This window comes from Salinibacterium sp. GXW1014 (assembly GCF_044769865.1).
In the GTDB taxonomy this organism is placed as follows: domain Bacteria; phylum Actinomycetota; class Actinomycetes; order Actinomycetales; family Microbacteriaceae; genus Homoserinimonas.
This window is the reverse complement of sequence record NZ_JBIZWA010000001.1, coordinates 297,594-316,482: the sequence shown is the minus strand read 5'-3', so window position 1 is coordinate 316,482 and position 18,889 is coordinate 297,594. Positions and strand designations below refer to the sequence as shown.

20 protein-coding genes are annotated in these 18,889 nt (G+C 68.7%); 10 read left to right on the top strand and 10 right to left on the bottom strand.

The window, feature by feature from the left end:
• The first annotated feature begins 25 nt into the window (after positions 1–25).
• The 3 genes from ACIQK7_RS01495 to ACIQK7_RS01485 all read left to right on the top strand — a co-directional run bounded on the left by ACIQK7_RS01495 (position 26) and on the right by ACIQK7_RS01485 (position 3,012).
• The gene (locus tag ACIQK7_RS01495; protein WP_403020520.1) at positions 26–1,276 is read left to right on the top strand and encodes a PIG-L family deacetylase; all 1,251 of its coding nucleotides are present in this window, start codon (positions 26–28) and stop codon (positions 1,274–1,276) included.
• Positions 1,273–1,596, top strand: a complete 324-nt coding sequence (fdxA, locus tag ACIQK7_RS01490; protein WP_325209179.1) for a ferredoxin — start codon at positions 1,273–1,275, stop codon at positions 1,594–1,596. The genes ACIQK7_RS01495 and fdxA overlap by 4 nt, the downstream gene beginning before the upstream one ends.
• Before the next feature lie 114 nt (positions 1,597–1,710).
• On the top strand, positions 1,711–3,012 hold the full coding sequence (locus ACIQK7_RS01485) for a citrate synthase (RefSeq protein ID WP_403020518.1): 1,302 nt from the start codon (positions 1,711–1,713) through the stop codon (positions 3,010–3,012).
• Positions 3,013–3,068: 56 nt separating this feature from the next.
• Here the strand turns inward: ACIQK7_RS01485 and dapD are convergent, their stop codons facing one another.
• Entirely contained in the window at positions 3,069–4,004 is a 936-nt protein-coding gene (dapD, locus tag ACIQK7_RS01480; RefSeq protein ID WP_403020515.1) for a 2,3,4,5-tetrahydropyridine-2,6-dicarboxylate N-succinyltransferase, read from the bottom strand.
• Between the two features lie 33 nt (positions 4,005–4,037).
• Here dapD and dapE point away from each other — a divergent pair, with 33 nt between their 5' ends.
• Together dapE and ACIQK7_RS01470 are read left to right on the top strand one after the other, a co-directional pair.
• The gene (gene dapE, locus ACIQK7_RS01475) at positions 4,038–5,135 is read left to right on the top strand and encodes a succinyl-diaminopimelate desuccinylase (RefSeq protein ID WP_403020512.1); all 1,098 of its coding nucleotides are present in this window, start codon (positions 4,038–4,040) and stop codon (positions 5,133–5,135) included.
• Positions 5,136–5,213: 78 nt separating this feature from the next.
• A complete protein-coding gene (locus tag ACIQK7_RS01470; RefSeq protein ID WP_147722088.1) occupies positions 5,214–5,384 on the top strand; it encodes a DUF3117 domain-containing protein in 171 nt (56 codons plus the stop codon).
• A gap of 50 nt (positions 5,385–5,434) precedes the next feature.
• On the opposite strand, the gene ACIQK7_RS01465 is transcribed toward ACIQK7_RS01470, so the two are convergent.
• Positions 5,435–6,067, bottom strand: a complete 633-nt coding sequence (locus ACIQK7_RS01465; protein ID WP_325209175.1) for a class I SAM-dependent methyltransferase — start codon at positions 6,065–6,067, stop codon at positions 5,435–5,437.
• An 84-nt stretch (positions 6,068–6,151) separates the two neighbouring features.
• Here ACIQK7_RS01465 and ACIQK7_RS01460 point away from each other — a divergent pair, with 84 nt between their 5' ends.
• The gene (locus ACIQK7_RS01460; protein WP_325209174.1) at positions 6,152–6,520 is read left to right on the top strand and encodes a sec-independent translocase; all 369 of its coding nucleotides are present in this window, start codon (positions 6,152–6,154) and stop codon (positions 6,518–6,520) included.
• Positions 6,521–6,614: 94 nt separating this feature from the next.
• Here the strand turns inward: ACIQK7_RS01460 and ACIQK7_RS01455 are convergent, their stop codons facing one another.
• The 4 genes from ACIQK7_RS01455 to ACIQK7_RS01440 are packed head-to-tail and all read right to left on the bottom strand — an operon-like array spanning position 6,615 to position 11,083.
• Positions 6,615–8,165: a succinic semialdehyde dehydrogenase gene (locus ACIQK7_RS01455; protein ID WP_403020509.1), complete on the bottom strand. Its 1,551-nt coding sequence runs from the start codon at positions 8,163–8,165 to the stop codon at positions 6,615–6,617.
• Between the two features lie 9 nt (positions 8,166–8,174).
• Complete coding sequence (locus ACIQK7_RS01450; RefSeq protein WP_403020507.1) at positions 8,175–9,266, bottom strand: P-loop NTPase; 1,092 nt, start codon at positions 9,264–9,266, stop codon at positions 8,175–8,177.
• Positions 9,259–9,765, bottom strand: coding sequence for a DUF1003 domain-containing protein (locus ACIQK7_RS01445; protein WP_403020506.1), 507 nt, complete (start codon positions 9,763–9,765; stop codon positions 9,259–9,261). The genes ACIQK7_RS01450 and ACIQK7_RS01445 overlap by 8 nt, the downstream gene beginning before the upstream one ends.
• Positions 9,749–11,083, bottom strand: coding sequence for a magnesium transporter MgtE N-terminal domain-containing protein (locus ACIQK7_RS01440; protein ID WP_403020504.1), 1,335 nt, complete (start codon positions 11,081–11,083; stop codon positions 9,749–9,751). The genes ACIQK7_RS01445 and ACIQK7_RS01440 overlap by 17 nt, the downstream gene beginning before the upstream one ends.
• 36 nt (positions 11,084–11,119) lie before the next feature.
• Between ACIQK7_RS01440 and ACIQK7_RS01435 the strand changes: the two genes are divergently transcribed.
• Complete coding sequence (locus ACIQK7_RS01435; protein WP_403020502.1) at positions 11,120–11,617, top strand: general stress protein; 498 nt, start codon at positions 11,120–11,122, stop codon at positions 11,615–11,617.
• A 19-nt stretch (positions 11,618–11,636) separates the two neighbouring features.
• Here ACIQK7_RS01435 and ACIQK7_RS01430 read toward each other — a convergent pair whose 3' ends face one another.
• From ACIQK7_RS01430 to ACIQK7_RS01420, 3 genes are all read right to left on the bottom strand, one after another.
• The gene (locus ACIQK7_RS01430; protein WP_403020501.1) at positions 11,637–13,181 is read right to left on the bottom strand and encodes an aminopeptidase P family protein; all 1,545 of its coding nucleotides are present in this window, start codon (positions 13,179–13,181) and stop codon (positions 11,637–11,639) included.
• 63 nt (positions 13,182–13,244) lie between these two features.
• Complete coding sequence (locus ACIQK7_RS01425; protein WP_403020499.1) at positions 13,245–13,436, bottom strand: hypothetical protein; 192 nt, start codon at positions 13,434–13,436, stop codon at positions 13,245–13,247.
• 203 nt (positions 13,437–13,639) lie between these two features.
• Positions 13,640–14,698 carry an endonuclease/exonuclease/phosphatase family protein gene (locus ACIQK7_RS01420; RefSeq protein WP_403020498.1) on the bottom strand — a complete coding sequence of 353 codons (1,059 nt, stop codon included), beginning with the start codon at positions 14,696–14,698 and terminating at the stop codon, positions 13,640–13,642.
• A gap of 36 nt (positions 14,699–14,734) precedes the next feature.
• On the opposite strand from ACIQK7_RS01420, the gene ACIQK7_RS01415 reads away from it, so the two are divergent.
• Positions 14,735–15,586 carry a PHP domain-containing protein gene (locus ACIQK7_RS01415; RefSeq protein WP_403020496.1) on the top strand — a complete coding sequence of 284 codons (852 nt, stop codon included), beginning with the start codon at positions 14,735–14,737 and terminating at the stop codon, positions 15,584–15,586.
• A gap of 4 nt (positions 15,587–15,590) precedes the next feature.
• On the opposite strand, the gene ACIQK7_RS01410 is transcribed toward ACIQK7_RS01415, so the two are convergent.
• On the bottom strand, positions 15,591–16,997 hold the full coding sequence (locus ACIQK7_RS01410) for a DEAD/DEAH box helicase (protein WP_403023913.1): 1,407 nt from the start codon (positions 16,995–16,997) through the stop codon (positions 15,591–15,593).
• Between the two features lie 248 nt (positions 16,998–17,245).
• Between ACIQK7_RS01410 and ACIQK7_RS01405 the strand changes: the two genes are divergently transcribed.
• Together ACIQK7_RS01405 and ACIQK7_RS01400 are read left to right on the top strand one after the other, a co-directional pair.
• Positions 17,246–17,962: a ferritin-like fold-containing protein gene (locus ACIQK7_RS01405; RefSeq protein WP_403023911.1), complete on the top strand. Its 717-nt coding sequence runs from the start codon at positions 17,246–17,248 to the stop codon at positions 17,960–17,962.
• Positions 17,963–18,009: 47 nt separating this feature from the next.
• Entirely contained in the window at positions 18,010–18,858 is an 849-nt protein-coding gene (locus tag ACIQK7_RS01400) for an aldo/keto reductase (protein ID WP_403020494.1), read from the top strand.
• Positions 18,859–18,889: the final 31 nt, after the last annotated feature.

The window sequence follows — 18,889 nt, the reverse complement described above, 5'->3', positions numbered from 1 at the left end:
GCGCGGCGGAGCCTAGTCTGTAGGGGTGAAGTCCTCAGGCCTGCCGAATGAGGGCGTGCTGTTCGTGCACGCCCACCCCGACGACGAGACGATCTCGACGGGCGGGTCGATAGCGACGCTCGCACAGCAGGGCGTGGCGGTCTCGCTCCTCACCTGCACGCGCGGCGAGCGGGGCGAGGTCATCCCGCCGCAACTCGCGCACCTCGAGGGTGTCGGGCCGGCCCTCGCCGCCCACCGTGAGGGCGAACTCGCCGATGCCCTGCGCGAGCTGGGCGTCACGCGCCACCTCTACCTCGGCGCCGCGGGCGCGCGGGCGGAAGGCCTTCCCGAGCGCCGCTACGAGGACTCCGGCATGGTCGAGGGCGCCGATGGCCTGCCCCACCTGGTGCCCGACGCGAGCCCCGGATGCCTCTGCCTCGCCGACTTCGAAGAGGTCGTCGCCGACATGGTCGCCGCGATCCGCACGACGGGGGCCACGTCCGTCGTGAGCTATGACGAGCGCGGCGGCTATGGGCATCCGGATCACGTGCTCGCGCACCGTGCCGCCCGGGAGGCGGCGGGCAGGGCCGGAGTCGGCTTCCTCGAGGCGGTCGAAGACGCCGCGCAGCTCGAACGTTGGGTCAGCGACCCCGAGGCGCACGATGCCCCCGACGACGTCATGCTCCTCGACGTCACGCCGGTGCTCGACGCGAAGGTGGCCGCGCTGCGGGCGCACGCCACGCAGGTCACCGTGATCGAGCGCGAGGGTGAGCCCGTGAGCTTCGCGCTCTCCAACGGCCGCGTGCGGCCTGTCGCGACCATTGAGGGACTCCGGCTGGTGGATGCCGCGGCGGGTGCGCCCGAGTCCGGCGACCCCGAACCGGAGACCCGCACGAGCCGTGTCGCCTCCTCGCTCGTCTCCCTCATCATCGGCCTGCTGATCGGGGTGCTGCTCACGATCAACCATCAGCACCGCCTGACGCTCGGCGAGGTCACGATCCCCATCGGCCTCATCGTCAGCCTGCTCGTCGTCGGTGCGCTGCTCGTCGGCATGCGCCTGGTCTTCGAGAGCCGGCTCATCGCCCTCAGCACGGCGGTCGGCGTCGCGGGTGCCACGGCCCTGCTCTCGCAGGAGGGGCCGGGCGGCTCGGTGCTCGTGCCGGGCAACGTCGAGGGCTTCGTCTGGGCCTACGCGCCCCTGCTGATCTCCCTCGTGGTGCTCGCGTGGCCGAAGCTTCCCACGCGGGGCGGGGATAGGATGGGAGTCCAGCCCAGACAGGAGGGATCGTCGCTGTGACCTATGTCATCGCTCTACCGTGCGTCGATGTCAAAGACCGCGCGTGTGTCGACGAGTGCCCGGTCGACTGCATCTACGAGGGCGATCGGATGCTCTACATCCACCCCGACGAGTGCGTCGACTGTGGTGCCTGCGAGCCCGTGTGCCCCGTCGAGGCGATCTACTACGAAGACGACACCCCCGAGCAGTGGGCCGACTACTACAAGGCCAATGTCGAGTTCTTCGACGACATCGGCTCCCCTGGCGGCGCAGCGAAGGTCGGCGTGATCCACAAGGACCACCCGATCGTGGCAGCCCTGCCCCCGCAGCCGCCGGCCTGAGCCCAGCGACGGCACGCACCGCAAGATCCGGATGCTTTGGAGAATCTCCCCAAGCATCCGGATTTTCCTTTAGACGGTTCAACGGTGCAGCAAAGTGCACTCTAGGCTGTAAGTGTGAACGACGCTGCCATCACCAACGCCGAGAAGGCCACGCTCCACTATCCCGGAGGGTCCGCCGAATTCCCGATCCTGTCGAGTGTCGAGGGCGCACACAGCATCGACATCTCGACGCTCACCAAGCAGACCGGTTACACGACGCTCGACCAGGGTTTCGTCAACACCGCGTCAACGAAGAGCGCCATCACCTATATCGATGGGGATGCGGGCATCCTGCGCTACCGGGGCTACGCGATCGAGGATGTCGCGAAGAACTCCACCTATCTCGAGGTCGCGTGGTTGCTCATGTACGGCAACCTGCCGACCGCTTCTGAACTCGAGGAGTTCGAGGAGAAGGTTCGTCGCCACACGCTCCTCCACGAAGACCTCAAGCGCTTCTTCGATGCGCTCCCGCACAACGCGCACCCCATGTCGGTGCTCTCCTCGGCCGTCTCGGCGCTGTCGACGTACTACGAGGACTCGCTCGACGTGCACGACCCCGAGCAGGTCGAGATCTCGACCATCCGCCTCCTCGCCAAGCTGCCGACGATCGCGGCCTACGCGCACAAGAAGGCGATCGGCCAGGCGTTCCTCTACCCCGACAACTCGCTGAGCTTCGTCGAGAACTTCCTCAAGATGAACTTCGGCAACATGGCCGAGGACTACGAGGTTAACCCCGTGCTCGCGACGGCGCTCGAGCGCCTCCTGATCCTGCACGAGGACCACGAGCAGAACGCGTCGACCTCGACCGTGCGTCTCGTCGGCTCCACCGAGGCGAACCTCTTCGCATCCGTCTCCGCCGGCATCAACGCGCTCTACGGCCCCCTCCACGGCGGCGCCAACGAGGCCGTGCTCACCATGCTCAACCAGATCAAGGACTCCGGCCAGAGCGTCGAGAAGTTCGTCGAGCGGGTCAAGAACAAAGAAGACGGCATCCGTCTCATGGGCTTCGGCCACCGCGTCTACAAGAACTTCGACCCCCGGGCACGCCTCGTCAAGGAGAGCGCCCACGAGGTGCTCGAGGCCCTTGGCATCAAGGACGACCTGCTCGACATCGCGATGGAGCTCGAGGGCGTCGCACTCGCCGATGACTACTTCATCGAGCGCAAGCTCTACCCCAACGTCGACTTCTACACGGGCGTCATCTACAAGGCCATGGGCTTCCCCACGCGGATGTTCACGGTGCTGTTCGCGATCGGCCGCCTGCCCGGATGGATCGCCCACTGGCGCGAGGCCAACAACGACCCCAAGACCAAGATCGGTCGCCCGCAGCAGCTCTACGTGGGCGAGCCCGCCCGCGAGTGGCCAAACGAGCGCTGAGTCGCACCACGAAGAAACGCCCCGACGATGTCGGGGCGTTTCTCGTTGGCGTACGGCTAGGCGTGCAGCGCCGCGTTGAGCTCGATGCCCTTGCCGGTGCGCGCGAGCACCTCGACGGCGCCCGAGACGGAGTTGCGGCGGAAGAGCAGGTTCGGCACACCGCTGAGCTCGGATGCCTTGGCGGTGCGCTCGCCCGAGTCGTCGATCACGGTGACCTTGGTGCCTGCCGTGACGTAGAGGCCGGCCTCGACGACGCAGTCGTCGCCGATGGAGATGCCGATGCCCGAGTTCGCGCCCAGGAGGGCCCGCTGGCCGACCGTGATGCGTTCCGTGCCGCCGCCGCTCAGCGTGCCCATGATGGAGGCTCCACCGCCGATGTCGGTGCCGTCGCCGACGATGACGCCCTGCGAGATGCGTCCCTCGACCATGGAGGCGCCGAGCGTGCCGGCGTTGAAGTTGACGAAGCCCTCGTGCATGACGGTCGTGCCGGGGGAGAGGTGGGCTCCGAGGCGCACCCGGTCGGCATCCGCGATGCGCACGCCGGCGGGCGTGACGTAGTCGATGAGGCGGGGAAACTTGTCGACGCTGTGCGCGACGATGCCGTGGCGCTGCAGCGAGGGGCGCAGGCGGGTGAAGTCATCGAGCTGCACGGGCCCCGCGTTGGTCCACGCGACGTTGGGCAGCTTGCCGAAGATGCCGTCGAGGTTGATGCTGTTGGGCGCGACGAGCAGGTGGCTGAGCAGGTGTAGGCGGAGGTAGGCGTCGGGCGTCGACGCGGGTGCCTCGTCGAGGTCGATCTCGACCGTCATGAACTCGAGGCGCACGTTGCGGCGCTCGTCGGTCCGGGTGAGTTCCTCGAATTCGGAGGGCGCGATGTGGGGGTCGACATGGGCGGGACGGGTGCCGAGTTCGGGGGTGGGGAACCACGTGTCGAGCACGGTGCCGTCAGCCGAGATGGTGGCGAGGCCGTAGCCCCAGGCAGGTGAAGTCATGCCCTCCAGAGTATCGGCGATTAGGCTGGGGCCATGTCGACCAGCAGCCTGACCACTCCCGTGCTCGACCTCTCCGCGACCTCCGTCGAGATCACACAGCGGCTCTGTGACATCCCCTCCGTGTCGGGTGATGAGGCAGCCGTCGCCGATGCCATCGTTGCCGCCCTCGCCCCCTGTGCACACCTCGAGATCATCCGCGATGGCGATGCCGTCATCGCGCGCACGCAGCTGGGTCGCGACCGCCGCGTCGTGATCGCCGGCCACATCGATACTGTGCCGATCAACAACAACGTGCCGACGCGCTTCGAGACGATCGATGGCGTCGAGTACCTGTGGGGTCGTGGCACGGTCGACATGAAGGCGGGGGTCGCGGTGCAGCTCAAGCTCGCCGCCGAGCTCACCGAGCCGCCTGTCGACGTCACGTGGATCTGGTACGACCACGAAGAGGTCTCCGACGACATGAACGGCCTGAACCGCCTTGCCCGCACGCGCCCGGAGCTCCTCAAGGGTGACTTTGCCATCCTGGGCGAGCCGACCCGTTCCGAGGTCGAGGGCGGATGCAACGGCAATATGCGCGTCGAGGTGCGCACCTTCGGGCTCCGCGCCCACTCGGCCCGGCCCTGGGTCGGCGACAACGCCATCCACGCGGCGACGCCCATCCTCCAGCGCCTCGTCGAGTACAAGGCGCGCGAGATCGAGGTCGAAGGACTCGTCTACCGGGAGGGGCTGAGCGCCGTCGGCATCTCGGGCGGCATCGCGGGCAACGTCATCCCCGACGAGTGCATGGTGCACGTCAACTACCGCTTCGCCCCGAGCCGTTCGGCAGACGAGGCGGAGGCGCACCTGCGCGAGGTGTTCCATGGCTTCGACGTCACGGTCGTAGACCGCGCTGAGGGTGCCCGCCCGGGGCTCGACTCGCCCCTGTCGCGCGAGTTCCTGGCGGCAGTGGGCGCCACGGCGCATCCGAAGTACGGTTGGACGGATGTCGCGCGCTTCTCGGCGCTCGGAGTTCCCGCCGTCAACTACGGGCCGGGTGACCCCCTCAAGGCGCACGCCGACGATGAACGGGTTCCCGTGCAGCAGATTGTTGATTGTGAGGCGGGCCTGCGCCGCTGGTTGTCGGGCAACTAGGGCTCGACCGTCCCCGCCGTTTTCACTTATGGCGCCCCCGTGCGGAATAATGGAGAGACATCCACGAAAGGGGACCCAATGGCGGCCATGAAACCGAGGACCGGCGACGGACCAATGGAGGCTGTTAAGGAGGGTCGTCTCATCATCGTGCGCGTGCCCCTCGAGGGCGGCGGACGGCTCGTCGTTTCCGTCAACGACGCGGAAGCAAAGGAACTCCACGACGCCCTCGCCGGCGTCGTCAGCGCCTAACGGCACCCGGCCAACACCGCACGTCGCGCCGCGAGGCGACGACCCCGAGCTCAGTCTCGCAGTCGGGTCAGCTGCAGCAGCCCATCCCCCGCGGGAGACAGGGCGCTCAGTACTGCCGTCGAGTCGGCCGTCTCCTTGATGAGGGCCCGGAACCCGGCCGTCGTGTCGTCCCGCTTGGTCGGGTCGGCGACCTTGTCGCGCCAGAGGGCATGGGGCACGAGCACGGTGCCGCCCGGGCGCACGAGCCGCAGGCCGTGCTCGACGTATTCGATGACGGATGCGGCATCCGCATCGACGAGTACGACGTCGTAGGACTGCTCGTTCATGCGCGGGAGCACGTCGCGGGCGCGGCCCGTGATGAGGCGCGCCCGGCTGCTCGGGGTGCCCGCCGCGACGAAAGCCTTGCGGGCGGCCTGCTGGTAGTCCGACTCAATATCGATCGAGGTGAGGGTCGCATCCGGGGCGCCGCGCAGCAGCCAGAGGCCGCTCACGCCGAGCCCCGTGCCGATCTCGATCATGTTCCTGGCGCCGGACGCCGCCGCGATGAGGGATACCTGGGCGCCGACCGCCGGTGCGATCGGCTCGACACCCAGCTCGAGGGAATGCTGGCGGGCCTGCGCGATCTCGTTGGGCTCGGTGATGAGTTCCTCGACGAAACGCCAGTTGGAATCTTTGTCAGACACGTGGGGGCTCCCTGCCCCGGGTTGCGAAGTGGGGCTCATCCAAGGATACGGCTCCGCCTCGGCCGATCACGTTAGTCTGAACGAGTGTTTGGGCTCACGTTCGAGAAGCTGCTCCTCATCGGGCTGATCGCCGTGTTCGTGCTCGGCCCCGAGCGCCTGCCCGAATACTCCGCCAAGCTCGCGCGGCTCGTGCGATCGCTGCGCGACATGGCGAACGGCGCCAAGGACCGACTCCGCGAGGAGATGGGGCCCGAGTTCGACGACGTGGACTGGCAGAAACTCGATCCGCGGCAGTATGACCCGCGCCGAATCATCCGTGAGGCCCTCGTCGAAGAACCCGAGCCGGTCGTCAAGCCGCCGACGCGCGCCCGCCCGGTCGAGTCGGCCGCCGCTCGGCGCGCCCAGCTCGCGGAGTCGGGCGAGGCCGTCCCCTTCGACTCCGAGGCCACCTAGCGCTTTCCCAACTCAGGAGTGTCTGTTCGGGCCGGTCGGCACGCCAGGTGACTCCTGAGTTAGGAAGGCCGGGTCCTGAATTGGGAAAGACGGGTCAGCGGAGGCGGAGCGTGCGCAACGCCACGAGGAGCGTCACCATGACGCCAACGAGCGGCGTGAACTCCTCGGCCGTGCGCGGCAGCGACATGATGCCAGTGTTGGCCGAGACGGTGCGCTGCTCGACGAAGCGCAGGAGTCCCTCCGGGCCATTGCGGCGACCCAGCCCCGACTGCTTCGCGCCGCCCATGGGCGCGTCGATCGCTGAGAAGGTCGCACGGTACCCCTCGTTGATGTTGACGCTGCCGCTCTCGAGCGCGCTCGCCACGCGACGGGCGCGACGGATGCTTCCACTCAGGATGGACGCATTGAGCCCGTACTCCGTGTCGTTCGCCGCGACGATCGCCTCCTCCTCGCTGTCGACGATGGTGATGCTCACGACGGGGCCGAAGGTCTCGTTGGAGTGGCACTCCATCTCGGGCGTGACATCCGTCAGCACCGTGGGGGCGTAGAAGAGCGGGCCGAGGTGCGGCAGGGCGCGGCCGCCCGTGAGGAGCGTCGCGCCCTTCGCGAGGGCGTCATCGACGTGGCGCTGCACGGTCTCGAGCTGTGACGGCAGCGCCAGGGAACCGGCATCCGTCGTGTAGTCGTAGGCGGGCCCGATGCTGAGGGCCTCGACGCGGCGCACGAAGGCGTCGATGAAGTCGTCGGCGACGGCGCTGTGCACGATGATGCGTTCGATCGAGACACACAGCTGCCCCATCGACGAGAAGCAGGCATACGCGGCGTCTGCAGCCGCCTTCTCGGGGTTGACGTCGTCGAGTACGAGGAGCGGGTTCTTGCCGCCCAGTTCGAGCGAGACGCCCACGAGCCGCTCGGCCGCACGCTTTGCGACCGTGCGCCCCGTCGCGGTCGAGCCGGTGAAGCACACGTAGTCCGCGACATCCGTCACGGCCGTGCCGATCTCGGCACCCGCGCCCGCGACGACCTGCCAGAGCTCGGCCGGCACGCCAGCGTCGATGAAGGCGCGGCGCGAGGCAAGGATGCTCAGTGCGCCCTGGTTGTCGGCCTTCTGCACGACGCCGTTGCCCGCGGCGAGGGCGGGGATGACGTCCATGATCGAGAGGCTGAGCGGAAAGTTCCAGGGCGTGATGACGCCGACGACGCCCTTCGGCCGCACGTCGACCTGCGTCGTGACGACGACGGGGATGGCGGAGCGACGCGACTCCGGCCGCAGCACACGCTGCGCCGTGAGGGCGTAGTAGCGCGTGACGTTCGCGGCCTGGAAGACCTCCTCGAAGGCCTGGCCGCGCGTCTTGCCGGTCTCGCTCTGCACGGCGTCGAGGAGGAGCTGGCGCCGCTCGAGCAGCAGGTCGTGCGCCTTCAGCAGCACCCGGCGGCGGTGCGCGAAGCCCGCGTGCTGCCAGGCGAGCTGCGCGAGACGGGCCCGCTCGGCCGCGTCGCGCACGTCGTCGACCGTGCTGAGGGGAAGCGCGTGCAGCACCTCACCAGTGAAGGGAGCCATGACGTCGGCGGTGTCGCCCGATGTAGTCGTGAGGTCGGGGACGAGGTCGGCAATGACCTCGGGTGTGAGCTGTGAGCCTGCCATTCCGCCATCCTAGGCGGGGGAGACCCCCAGGCTTCGGCCGGCGAGCCCGCGCCCGCGGCGGGCGAGCTGCTCGGCCAAGTGCGAGATGGCGGATGCCGCGGCATCCGTCGGCGTCGACAGCACGACCGGGCGGCCCTCGTCGCCGCCTGCGCGTAGTGGCACGCTCAACGGGATGCGGGCGAGCACGGGCACCGCGAGGCGCCGGGACAGCTCATCGCCACCGCCGGAGCCGAAGAGCTCCAGGATGCTGCCGTCTGGCTGCACGAGGCCGGCCATGTTCTCGACGATGCCGATGACCTGCTGGCCCGTCTGGCGGGCGGCGATGCCGCTGCGCTCTGCCACCTCGGCGGCGGCCGCCTGAGGGGTCGTGACCACGAGCACCTCGGCGTGGGGGAGCAGCTGGCCGACCGAGATCGCGACGTCGCCCGTGCCGGGCGGCAGGTCGAGCAGGAGCACGTCGAGGTCGCCGAAATAGACATCGGTCAGGAACTGCTGGATCGTGCGGTGCAGCATGGGCCCGCGCCAGGAGACGGCGGCCTGGCCCTCCACGAACATGCCGATCGAGATGACCTTCACGCCCTGCGCGACGGGCGGCAGGATCATCTCGCCCACCCGGGTCGGCTTCGCGTCGGGGATGCCGAGGATCGCGGGGATGGAGAAACCGAAGACATCCGCGTCGACGAGCCCGACGCTGAGGCCACGCGCCGCGAGGGCCACCGCGAGGTTCGCCGTGACGGTCGACTTGCCCACGCCGCCCTTGCCGCTCGTGACCGCGATCACGCGCGTGAGGCTCTCGCGCGTGAACGGCATCGTGCGGGTGCGGCCGCCCTGCAGTCGCTCCGTGAGGGCGCGGCGCTCCTCGGGCGTCATGACCGTGATCGTGAGGTCGAGCTCGTCGATGCCCGCCGTCGCGACCGCCTCGCGCACGTCACGTTCGATGCGGTCGGCCGCGGGGCATCCGACGATCGTCAGCTTGATGGTGACGGATGCCCTAGCGCCGTCGACCTGCACGTCACCCACCATGTCGAGCTCGGTGATGGGGCGCCGGATCTCGGGGTCAATCACGCGGGCGAGGGCGGCGCGGACGGCCGCCTCAGTCATTCCGGGGTTCGCTCTTCTCGCGGTCGAGCTCGTCGAGCATGGAGCGCAGTTCGGCGCGGATGAAGTCCTTCGTCGCGACATCCTTCATCGCGAGGCGAAGGGCCACGACCTCGCGCGCGAGATATTCGGTGTCGTTGAGGTTGCGCTCTGCGCGCTGGCGGTCCTGCTCGATCTGCACGCGGTCACGGTCGTCCTGGCGGTTCTGTGCAAGGAGGATCATGGGCGCCGCGTAGCTCGCCTGCAGCGACAGGATAAGCGTGAGCAGCGTGTAGTTGAGCGCGCGGGGGTCGAACTGCATCTCCTCGGGCGCGATCGTGTTGTAGGTGATCCACACGGCACAGAACACCGTCATGCCAACGAGGAACCAGGGGGTTCCCATCGACCGGGCGAACGCCTCGGAGAAGCGCCCCATGCGGTCCTGGCCGCGGCCGAAGCGGGGCAGCCGGGACTGCTTCAGGTTCTTGGGCTCCTGGAGGTCGCCGTCATCGTGTCTGGCCATTCGGGCGCCTCCTTCCTGGGGGAGCGGCGGTTGTGATCACGGGCTGGGGTCGGGTGTCGAGGGTGGGCGGCGAGAAGTCGTCGTCCTCGTCGTGACTTCGCCAGTCATCGGGCAGCAGGTAGTCGAGCACGTCGTCGATCGTGACAATGCCGACGAGCCGGTGGGTGTCGTCGACGACGGGCACTGAGACGAGGTCATAGCTCGCGAGGATGCGCGCGACCTCCGCCGCCGAGGCGTCGACATGCACGGGCTCGAGCTTCTGGTCGATGAGGGTGCCGAGGCGCTCGCCGGGCGGGTAGCGGAGCATCCGCTGGAAGTGCACCATGCCGAGGAAGCGACCCGTGGGCGTCTCGTAAGGCGGAAGGGTGACGCAGATCGCGGCGCCGAGTGCTGGCGCGAGCTCGTGACGACGGATGAGGGCGAGCCCCTCTGCGACGGTCGCCTCAGACGAGACGATGATGGGGTCGGTCGTCATGAGACCACCGGCCGTGTCGGGCTCGTAGTTGAGCAGCATGCGCACGTCATCGGCGCCGTCAGGCTGCATGAGGTCGAGCAGCACCTCGCTGCGCTCCTCGCTGAGCTGCGCGATGAGGTCGGCAGCGTCATCCGGCTGCATCTGGTCGAGCACGTCGGCGGCGCGGCGGTCCTCGAGCTTGTCGAGGATCTCGACCTGGCGCTCCTCCGGCATCTCCTCCAGCACGTCGGCCAGGCGGTCGTCGCTCAGTTCACCCGCGACCTCGAGCATCCGCTGTTCCGGCAGGTCGAGCAGGGCACTCGCGAGGTCGGCGGGGAGCATGTCCTCGTAGGTTGCGAGCAGCTGTGTCGCCGACTGCGCCTCGCCGTCGTCGGTGTTCTCGCGCACCTCGTCCCACGAGGCGAAATGCGTGGGGCCCTTGGCGAAGGGCGAGGCGCTCGTCTTGGGCCTGCGCAGGAAGAGCTCGCTGACCTGCCACTCGCCGGGCCCGGTCTCCTCGATCGCGACATCCTCGATCGTGGCCGTGCCGCGGCCGTTCACGAGGGTCACACGGCGGCCCAGCATCTCGGCGATGACCCGCACCTCGCCACCGCGCTGCTCGAAGCGGCGCAGGTTGATGAGGCCGGTCGTGATGATCTGCCCCGAGCTGATGCTCGTGATGCGCCCGATCGAGAGAAACACCCGGCGACGACCGGGAACCTCGACGATGAAACCGACGACGCGGGGGGACTGGGTGGCCCGGTAGACGACGAGCACATCGCGCACACGGCCGACCTTGTCACCCGCGGGGTCGAAGACGGAGCACCCGGTCAGGCGCGCGACGAACACTCGTGTGGGGCTCACGGCTTAACCCTAGCCGTCGCATGGAAGAATGAGCCTGTGACCAGCCCATCTCCGTTCTCGCGTCGCGGTGCCCTGACGCCCAGTCTTCCCCGTGGTGAGATCCTCGGCACCTACGAGACCTACCCCGAGGCCCAGGGGGTCGTCGACCGGCTGGCGAAGCGCGAGTTTCCGGTCAAGCAGCTCGCGATCGTGGGCAATGACCTCAAGACCGTCGAGCGGGTCACGGGCAAGCTCACCTACGGCCGCGCGGCGGGTGCGGGAGCCGCGAGCGGTGCCTGGTTCGGCCTCTTCTTCGGCATCATCCTGTTCCTGTTCTCCGACAATCCCGGCGCGATCGCCTTCGTGGGCGCGGCGCTCCTTATCGGTGCAGGCTTCGGCATGATCTTCGGCATCGTCTCCTACGCCATGAATCGCAGCCGCCGCGACTTCACCTCGACGCACCAGGTCATCGCGTCGAACTACCAGATCGTGGTCGACCCCTCGCTCGCCCTGCGCGCGCAGGAACTGCTCGCGCAGCCCGAACCCACCGAGTGAGTCAGCGCTGCCGACTGGGTCAGCGCCGCGACATCCACTGCTCGACGTCGTCTGCCGTGCGCGGGATGCCGACGCTGAGATTCTCGGCCCCGTCAGCGGTCACGAGGATGTCGTCTTCGATGCGCACGCCGATGCCGCGGTACTCCTCGGGCACCGTGAGGTCATCGGGCTGGAAGTAGAGCCCTGGCTCGATCGTGAAGACCATGCCCTCCTCGAGCACCCCGTCGAGGTAGAGCTCACGACGAGCCTTGGCACAGTCGTGCACATCCATCCCCAGGTGGTGGCTCGTGCCGTGCACCATGTAGCGGCGGTGGTACTGCTTGTCGGCCTCGAGCGACTCCTCGGCGCTGATGGGGAGCAGGCCCCACTCGGCCGTCTTCTCGGCGATGACCCGCATGGCCTCAGCGTGGATCTCCCGGAAGCGGATGCCGGGACGCACGATCGCGAAGGCGGCATCCGCTGCTTCGAGCACGGCCTCGTAGACGCGACGCTGCACGGGCGTGAAGGTGCCGCTCACGGGCAGCGTGCGGGTGATGTCTGCCGTGTAGTAGCTCTCGAGTTCGATGCCGGCGTCGAGGAGGATGAGGTCACCCTCGCGCACGGCGCCGTCGTTGCGCGTCCAGTGCAGGATGCAGGCGTGCGGGCCGCTCGCGGCGATCGTGTCGTAGCCGACCGTGTTGCCATCGGCGCGGGCCCGCCGGTTGAAGGTGCCCTCGACGAGGCGCTCGCCGCGGGGGTGGGCGACGATCTCGTCGCGGTCCGCGATGACGTCGTCGAAGCCGCGGGCGGTCGCAGTGACGGCGAGGCGCATCTGCTGCACCTCCCAGGCATCCTTCACGAGCCGCAGTTCGGAGCAGTCGCGTGAGAGGGCGTCATCCGCTTCTCGCCACGACTCGTCGTCGGGGGAGAGGGTCGTGCGGGTCTCGTCGACGCGGCGGGTGACAGCGTCGTCTGCATCACGCACGATGAGGGTGGATGCGTCACTCGTCGCGACGACGGCGTCGAACTCGGCGAGGTGCTCAGTCGCGATTGCGAGGTCGGCGGAGACCTGTCGCAGCGAGGGGCGCGGCCCGATCCAGAACTCACCGATCTCAGGGTTCGCGTAGAACTCATCGGAGTCGCGGCCCGCGCGCTCGCGGAAGTAGAGGGTGGCCTCATGCGTCTCGCCCGTCGGTTCGAGCACGAGTACTGCGCCGGGCTCGCTGTCGGCGCCCCAGCCGGTGAGGTGGGCGAAGGCGGAGTGGGCCCGGTAGGGGTAGTCGGTGTCGTTGGAGCGCACCTTGGCTGCGCCGGCGGGCACGATGAGTCGCCGTCCTCGGTGCAGCGCTGAGATTGCTGCCCTGCGGCGGGCCGCGTGCTCGGCGACCTCGCGGGCACTCGGCGTGGTCTCCTCGCGAGTTGCCCACTGCGATGAGATGTAGTCAGTGAAGGTGGAGGAGCTTGGCGTCGTCGAGCGATTGGCCGTTGCCCTCGGGGCCGTAGCCTCTGGCGTCACGTCGGGCGTTGCCGTACTCGTCGTATCGGTCGTGTTGGTGCCGGTGGTCTCAGTGGCGTGCGCGTCCATCCAGCCATTGTCCCACCGGGGCGGGGAAAACGCGCTGGGAGTGCGGACCGACCCCTACGCCTGTCAGGCGACGGCGCGGTAGGTGCGCCGGGCGCGAGCGGGGCGACGGTGCGCATTGCGCGGCACGAGCGGACCGAAGAGTGAGGAGATGGGCGCCATGGCGAGCGAGACGTGGTCTTCGGACTCGACGGGGTAGGGCGCAGTGGGGGCCTCGCGCTGCGGGAGAACTGCTGGGGCAACGATCGTGTCGTACATGCTCTTCCTTCGCTGGTCGGCATCGGGCTGGCGTGCCCGACGATGTATCTGGGATGCGTGTGGACAAGAGAGTCCATTCTGCAGAACGCCCATTCTGTAGAACGAGCACTCTGTAGAACGCATTCTCTATATAAATACAGAACGCTCACTCTCGCAAGTCGGATACCAAATCGTGACCTTGCAGAGGAAGTGGATGCTGCCGCTCAGGCGGCAGGGCTGAGCACCGCGACGACCGGGCGGTGGTCGCTGCCCGTGGCATCACGGTCGTCGATCACCCGGAAGCCATCGACCTGCCACATGGCAGTCGCCATGACATGGTCGATGGGGGCGCCGAACGGCGCAGGAACCCACGTGGGCCACGTGCCGACCGCCCCGGCGCCGGCCAGCGCCGCGGCATCCGAGCAGTCGCCGAGCCGAGCCGCCGCGGCGCGGGGGTCGGCCTGTGCGCGGGACCCAAGTGAGCCGAGGCCAGAGAAATGGTCGATCGTCGAGTTGAAGTCGCCCGCCATGATGATGTCGTCGCCCGAACACAGCTCAGCGAGGAACTCAAGGTCGCTGCGCCAATTGTCCATCTGTCCCTGGATGGGGGCGACCGCGTGCACCGCCACGAGGGTCGGCCCCTCGCCGTCGAGGGGCGTCGCGACGACCGTCGGCAGCACGGCTGTCGTGCGCGCATCCGGGTCGAAGCGATACTCACCAAGGCTGACGCTGATGAGCATCGACGTTGAGCGCGCCGGGGAGATGCGGTCATAGGCGCTCGAGAGCACCCACATCGGCTGGCCCGCCTCGCGCATGAGCAGGGCAGCCTCGATCGCGTCCTCCTCGCGGGTCTCGGGCAGCACGACGACATCGGCCTCGACCTCGAGGGCGAGGGATGCGACATCCGCTGCCTCCGTCGCGGGGCCGAGGGTGTTCCAGGCCATGACGGTCACAGCGTCGGCGGCGCGCTGGGATGGATCGATCGAGTCGCCCGGCCCGAAGCCGCGAGTGCCGAGCACAGCTCCGCTGACGGCCGCGAAGGCGAGGAGGAGCACCGTGAGCGACGCTGCCAGCGGCCGGAAGCGGCGGATGATGAGGGCGAGCAGGAGCAGCACGACGACGAGCGCGAGGGCGACCGCGATCGCAAGGCCCCGCAGCGACACGAGCTGCACGACCCCGCCGAGGCGCTGCGCCCCGAACAGCTGCGGCCAGGCCATGACCAGCAGGAGCACGGCCGTCCCCCCGATCACGAGGGCGGCAATGAGTCGACGGAACATGGCCATGCAACACTACTTGGCCCACGCGAATAGAGTGGCGGCATGGCCCGCGTCATCGACCTGCACACGCACAGCAGCGTCTCGGACGGCACAGACACCCCGACAATGCTTGTCGAGGCGGCGATCGAGGCCGGTCTCGACGCGATCGCCATCACCGACCACGACTCGACGGCCGGGTGGGAGGAGGCGCGGCTGGCGGCAGTCGGCACCTCGCTCACCGTCATCCCCGGCATGGAACTGAGCACGCGCCTCGAATGGCGCTCAGTGCACGTGCTCGCCTACCTCTTCGACCCCACGGATGCCGCGATCGTCGCCGAGACGGCCCGCATCCGCGCGTCCCGGCTCACCCGCGCCGAGAGCATCGTGCACAGGCTCTCGGTCGACTACAGCCTCAGCTGGGACGACGTGCTCGAGCACACGCAGGAGGGCGCAACCGTGGGCCGGCCCCACATCGCCGATGCCCTCGTCGCGAAGGGGCATGCAGCGACGCGCAGCGAGGCGTTCGAGTCGATCCTGCACCCGCGGCACGGCTACACGAGGCCGCACTACGCGCCCGATCCCGTCACCGCCGTGCGGCTCATCCGGGCTGCGGGCGGCGTGCCGGTGCTCGCGCATCCGGCGACCGAGGGTCGGGATGCCGTCGTCGACGACAAGACCCTCGCGCGCCTGGTCGAGGCGGGGCTGCTGGGGCTCGAGGTCGGGCACCGCGAGAACACCGAGTCAGGAAAACGGATGCTGCGGCGCCTCGCCGAACGCTACGAACTCGTCATGACAGGCTCGAGTGACTACCACGGTTTCGGCAAGCCGAACCGTCTCGCGGAATTCACGACCGAGGAAGCCGTGCTCGAGCGGATCATCGCGGAAGGCACCGGCTCGGCGCCGTTCCTGCCCTAGCGGCTCAGGCGGTGGGCGGCGGCGTGCTGCCCGCGCCCGTGCTGGGGCGGCGGGTGCGGCGACGCCGACGACGCGGCTCGCCGCCATCGTGCGTGCCAGCGCCCTCGGGCTTCGCTGCGTTCTCGGCGTCGCTGCGGCCGTGCTGGCGGCGGCGACCGTCTGCGGCGCCACGCTCGCGCGCGGGCCGGCCGGAGCCACCACGGCTACCTCCCGAGGCGCCCGCGGCGCCCGTGCGCGGTTCACGCGCCCGCACGGGGCCCGCGCTCGCAAGACGACCCTTGGTGCCCTCGGGAATGTCGAGGTCGCTGAAGAGGTGCGGCGAGGAGGAGTAGGTCTCGAGGGGCTCGTCGATGCCCATCTCGAGCGCGCGGTTGATGAGCGCCCACTTGTGCAGGTCGTCCCAGTCCACGAAGGTGACCGCGATGCCCGTCTTGCCGGCGCGGCCCGTGCGGCCAGCGCGGTGCAGGTAGGTGTCGTGGTCGTCGGGCACGGTGTGATTGATGACGTGCGTGACGTCATTGACGTCGATGCCGCGTGCCGCGACATCCGTTGCGATCAGGATGTCTTTCTTGCCGGCCTTGAACGCGGCCATGGCGCGCTCACGCTGGTCCTGGTTGAGGTCACCGTGCACGGCGGCGGCGTTGAAGCCGCGCTCGCCCAGTTCCTCGACGAGCTTCGCGGCGGCACGCTTGGTGCGCGTGAAGATAACGGTCTTGCCGCGGCCCTCGGCCTGCAGGATGCGCGCGATCACCTCGTCCTTGTCGAGGCTGTGGGCGCGGTAGACGACGTGCTTGATGTTCGCCTGCGTGAGGCCCTCGTCGGGGTCAGTCGCGCGGATGTGGATCGGCTTGTTCATGAAGCGACGCGCGAGGGCCACGATGGGGCCGGGCATCGTCGCGGAGAACAGCATCGTGTGTCGCGTGGGGTTGGTCTGGGAGAAGAGCTTCTCGATGTCGGAGAGGAAGCCGAGGTCGAGCATCTTGTCGGCCTCGTCGAGCACCATGACCTTGACGTCCTTGAGCGAGAGCATGCGCTGGCTCGCGAGGTCGAGCAGGCGGCCCGGGGTGCCGACGACGACCTGTGCGCCCGCCTTGAGCTGCTCGATCTGGCCCTCGTAGGCCTTGCCGCCATAAATCGCGGCGACCTGGGTGGAGCGGTTGGAGGCGGCAAGCGTCAGGTCTTCCGCGACCTGCACGCAGAGCTCGCGGGTCGGCACGACGACGAGCGCCTTGACGCCGGGCTCGGGGTTGGTGCCGAGCGACTGCAGGAGGGGGAGGCCGAAGCCGAAGGTCTTGCCCGTGCCCGTCTTGGCCTGGCCGATGATGTCCTGGCCGCCGAGCCCCATGGGGATGGTCTGGGCCTGGATGGGGAAGGGCGAGAGGATGCCCTTCGACGCGAGCGCGTCAACCATGTCTGGTTCGATGCCGAGGTCGGCGAAGGTCTGCTCGACGACGGGAGCCGGCGTCGCGTCAATCTCGATTGAATCTGTGTCTGGGGTGATCTGTTCTGAAGTCACGATGAGTGTGCCCTGTTCCGAAGCGTGCGTACGCCCGCTCTTGACCTGGGGCGTAGGGAGCCTCCACCAGAAGCGGGAGGCATTACCAGCCAGTTTAGGGGATGACCGTCTGATAAGCCCCTCGACGCTAGTCTTTATGCGTGATGTCCCTCTTCGGCCGCCGACCCCGTCCGGTGCACGCACCCAAGCTCAAGCCGCGGCGCTCGTCATCCGATCAGGCCGTCAACAGGGTCAGTCTTGCCGAGCTCACGCCCGACCTGCCGCGCTATCTGGGCCAGGCGGCATCGCTGCAGCTGTCGAACTTCGAGGTCGTCTCTGGGGCCATCGCGCACTCTCCGACGACGCGAGACAAGGTCGCACTCACGCGGGTCGCCCGCGTGTCGCTCTCGAAGCTGGAGGGCCTCCTCGAGGAGATCGAGCGGGGCGGAGACCGTCCGGAAGAGCTCATGGAGTACTTCGCTGCCCCCGTCGAGTCGTTCCGTGAACGCACGCGCAGCAGCGACTGGCACGAGACCGTCGTGACGAGTTACATCACCGCCAGCATGCTGACCGACTTCTTCCTGGCCCTCGCCGACGGACTGCCTCCCGCTCCTCGCGAGCGTATCCAGAAGGTGCTCTCTGACGACCCCAGCCACATCATCGTCGAGCAGCTGCGCAGCGCGATCGACGCTGAGCCCGTGCTCGCGTCGCGCCTTGCGCTGTGGGGGCGGCGTCTCGTGGGCGACACCCTGCTCGTCGCGCGCTCGTCCCTCGCGGTGCCCGGCCGGGTTGCGCCAGACGAGGCACGGCTCGAGCCCGTCTTCACGGAACTGATCGCGGCGCACACTCGACGCATGGACGCGCTCGGGCTCACTGCCTGAGCGTTCGCGGCCTACCCGGCGCGCATCTCCCGAGGCAGACTGGGGGCATGACGACCCCCACGATCACTCTGAACGACGGCCGCGACATCCCGGCCCTCGGCCTCGGCACCTACAAGCTCACGGGCGACGAGGGCATCTCGTCCATGACCGCCGCCGTCGCATCCGGCTACCGGATGCTCGACACGGCCCTCAACTACGGCAACGAGCGCGAGGTCGGCGAGGCGGTGCGTGCCGCCGCCGGGCTTGAGCAGCCCGTCTCGCGCGAGGAACTTTTCGTCACGACCAAGCTGCCCGGTCGGCACCACGGCTTCGACGAGGCGATCGCGAGCCTCGAGGAGTCACTCGGCAACCTCGGGCTCGACTACGTCGACCTCTACCTGATCCACTGGCCCCTGCCGAAGGTTGATCGCTATGTCGATGCCTGGCGCGGCTTCATCGAGCTTCGCGAGCGCGGTCTCGCTCGGTCCATCGGGGTCAGCAACTTCACGCCGCAACACCTCACGCGACTCATCGAGGAGACCGGCGTGACGCCCGCCGTCAACCAGGTGGAGTTGCATCCGCGCTTCTCGCAGGAGCCGCTGCGTGACTTCCACAGGGAGCACGGCGTCGTGACGCAGAGCTGGAGCCCGCTCGGCTCCCGGCACGCGGACTTCGCCACCGAGCCCGCCATCGTACAGATCGCCGAAGCGCTCGGCGTAACCCCGACCCAGGTCGTGTTGCGCTGGCACGTGCAGCTCGGGGCCATCCCGCTGCCGAAGTCTGGGGACGCCGAGCGGCAGCGCGAGAATCTCGACGTCTTCGGTTTCGAACTCGACGACGAGCAGGTCGCCGCGATCAGCGCCCTCGAGTTCGGCCGGCTCTGGGACGGGGACCCCGATACCCACGAGGAGTTCTAGGCGCAGGCCCAGCCACTTCCCGGCGCGTGGG

Coding starts and splice junctions, on each gene's coding strand:
- ACIQK7_RS01405 (WP_403023911.1), top strand. CDS start 17,246: ATGTCCCTCTTCGGCCGCCGACCCCGTCCGGTGCACGCACCCAAGCTC.
- ACIQK7_RS01410 (WP_403023913.1), bottom strand. CDS start 16,997: ATGGTTGACGCGCTCGCGTCGAAGGGCATCCTCTCGCCCTTCCCCATC.
- ACIQK7_RS01430 (WP_403020501.1), bottom strand. CDS start 13,181: ATGGACGCGCACGCCACTGAGACCACCGGCACCAACACGACCGATACG.
- ACIQK7_RS01445 (WP_403020506.1), bottom strand. CDS start 9,765: ATGGCCAGACACGATGACGGCGACCTCCAGGAGCCCAAGAACCTGAAG.
- dapE (WP_403020512.1), top strand. CDS start 4,038: ATGTCGACCAGCAGCCTGACCACTCCCGTGCTCGACCTCTCCGCGACC.
- ACIQK7_RS01470 (WP_147722088.1), top strand. CDS start 5,214: ATGGCGGCCATGAAACCGAGGACCGGCGACGGACCAATGGAGGCTGTT.
- ACIQK7_RS01415 (WP_403020496.1), top strand. CDS start 14,735: ATGGCCCGCGTCATCGACCTGCACACGCACAGCAGCGTCTCGGACGGC.
- ACIQK7_RS01455 (WP_403020509.1), bottom strand. CDS start 8,165: ATGGCAGGCTCACAGCTCACACCCGAGGTCATTGCCGACCTCGTCCCC.
- dapD (WP_403020515.1), bottom strand. CDS start 4,004: ATGACTTCACCTGCCTGGGGCTACGGCCTCGCCACCATCTCGGCTGAC.
- ACIQK7_RS01425 (WP_403020499.1), bottom strand. CDS start 13,436: ATGTACGACACGATCGTTGCCCCAGCAGTTCTCCCGCAGCGCGAGGCC.
- ACIQK7_RS01400 (WP_403020494.1), top strand. CDS start 18,010: ATGACGACCCCCACGATCACTCTGAACGACGGCCGCGACATCCCGGCC.
- ACIQK7_RS01450 (WP_403020507.1), bottom strand. CDS start 9,266: ATGACTGAGGCGGCCGTCCGCGCCGCCCTCGCCCGCGTGATTGACCCC.
- ACIQK7_RS01420 (WP_403020498.1), bottom strand. CDS start 14,698: ATGGCCATGTTCCGTCGACTCATTGCCGCCCTCGTGATCGGGGGGACG.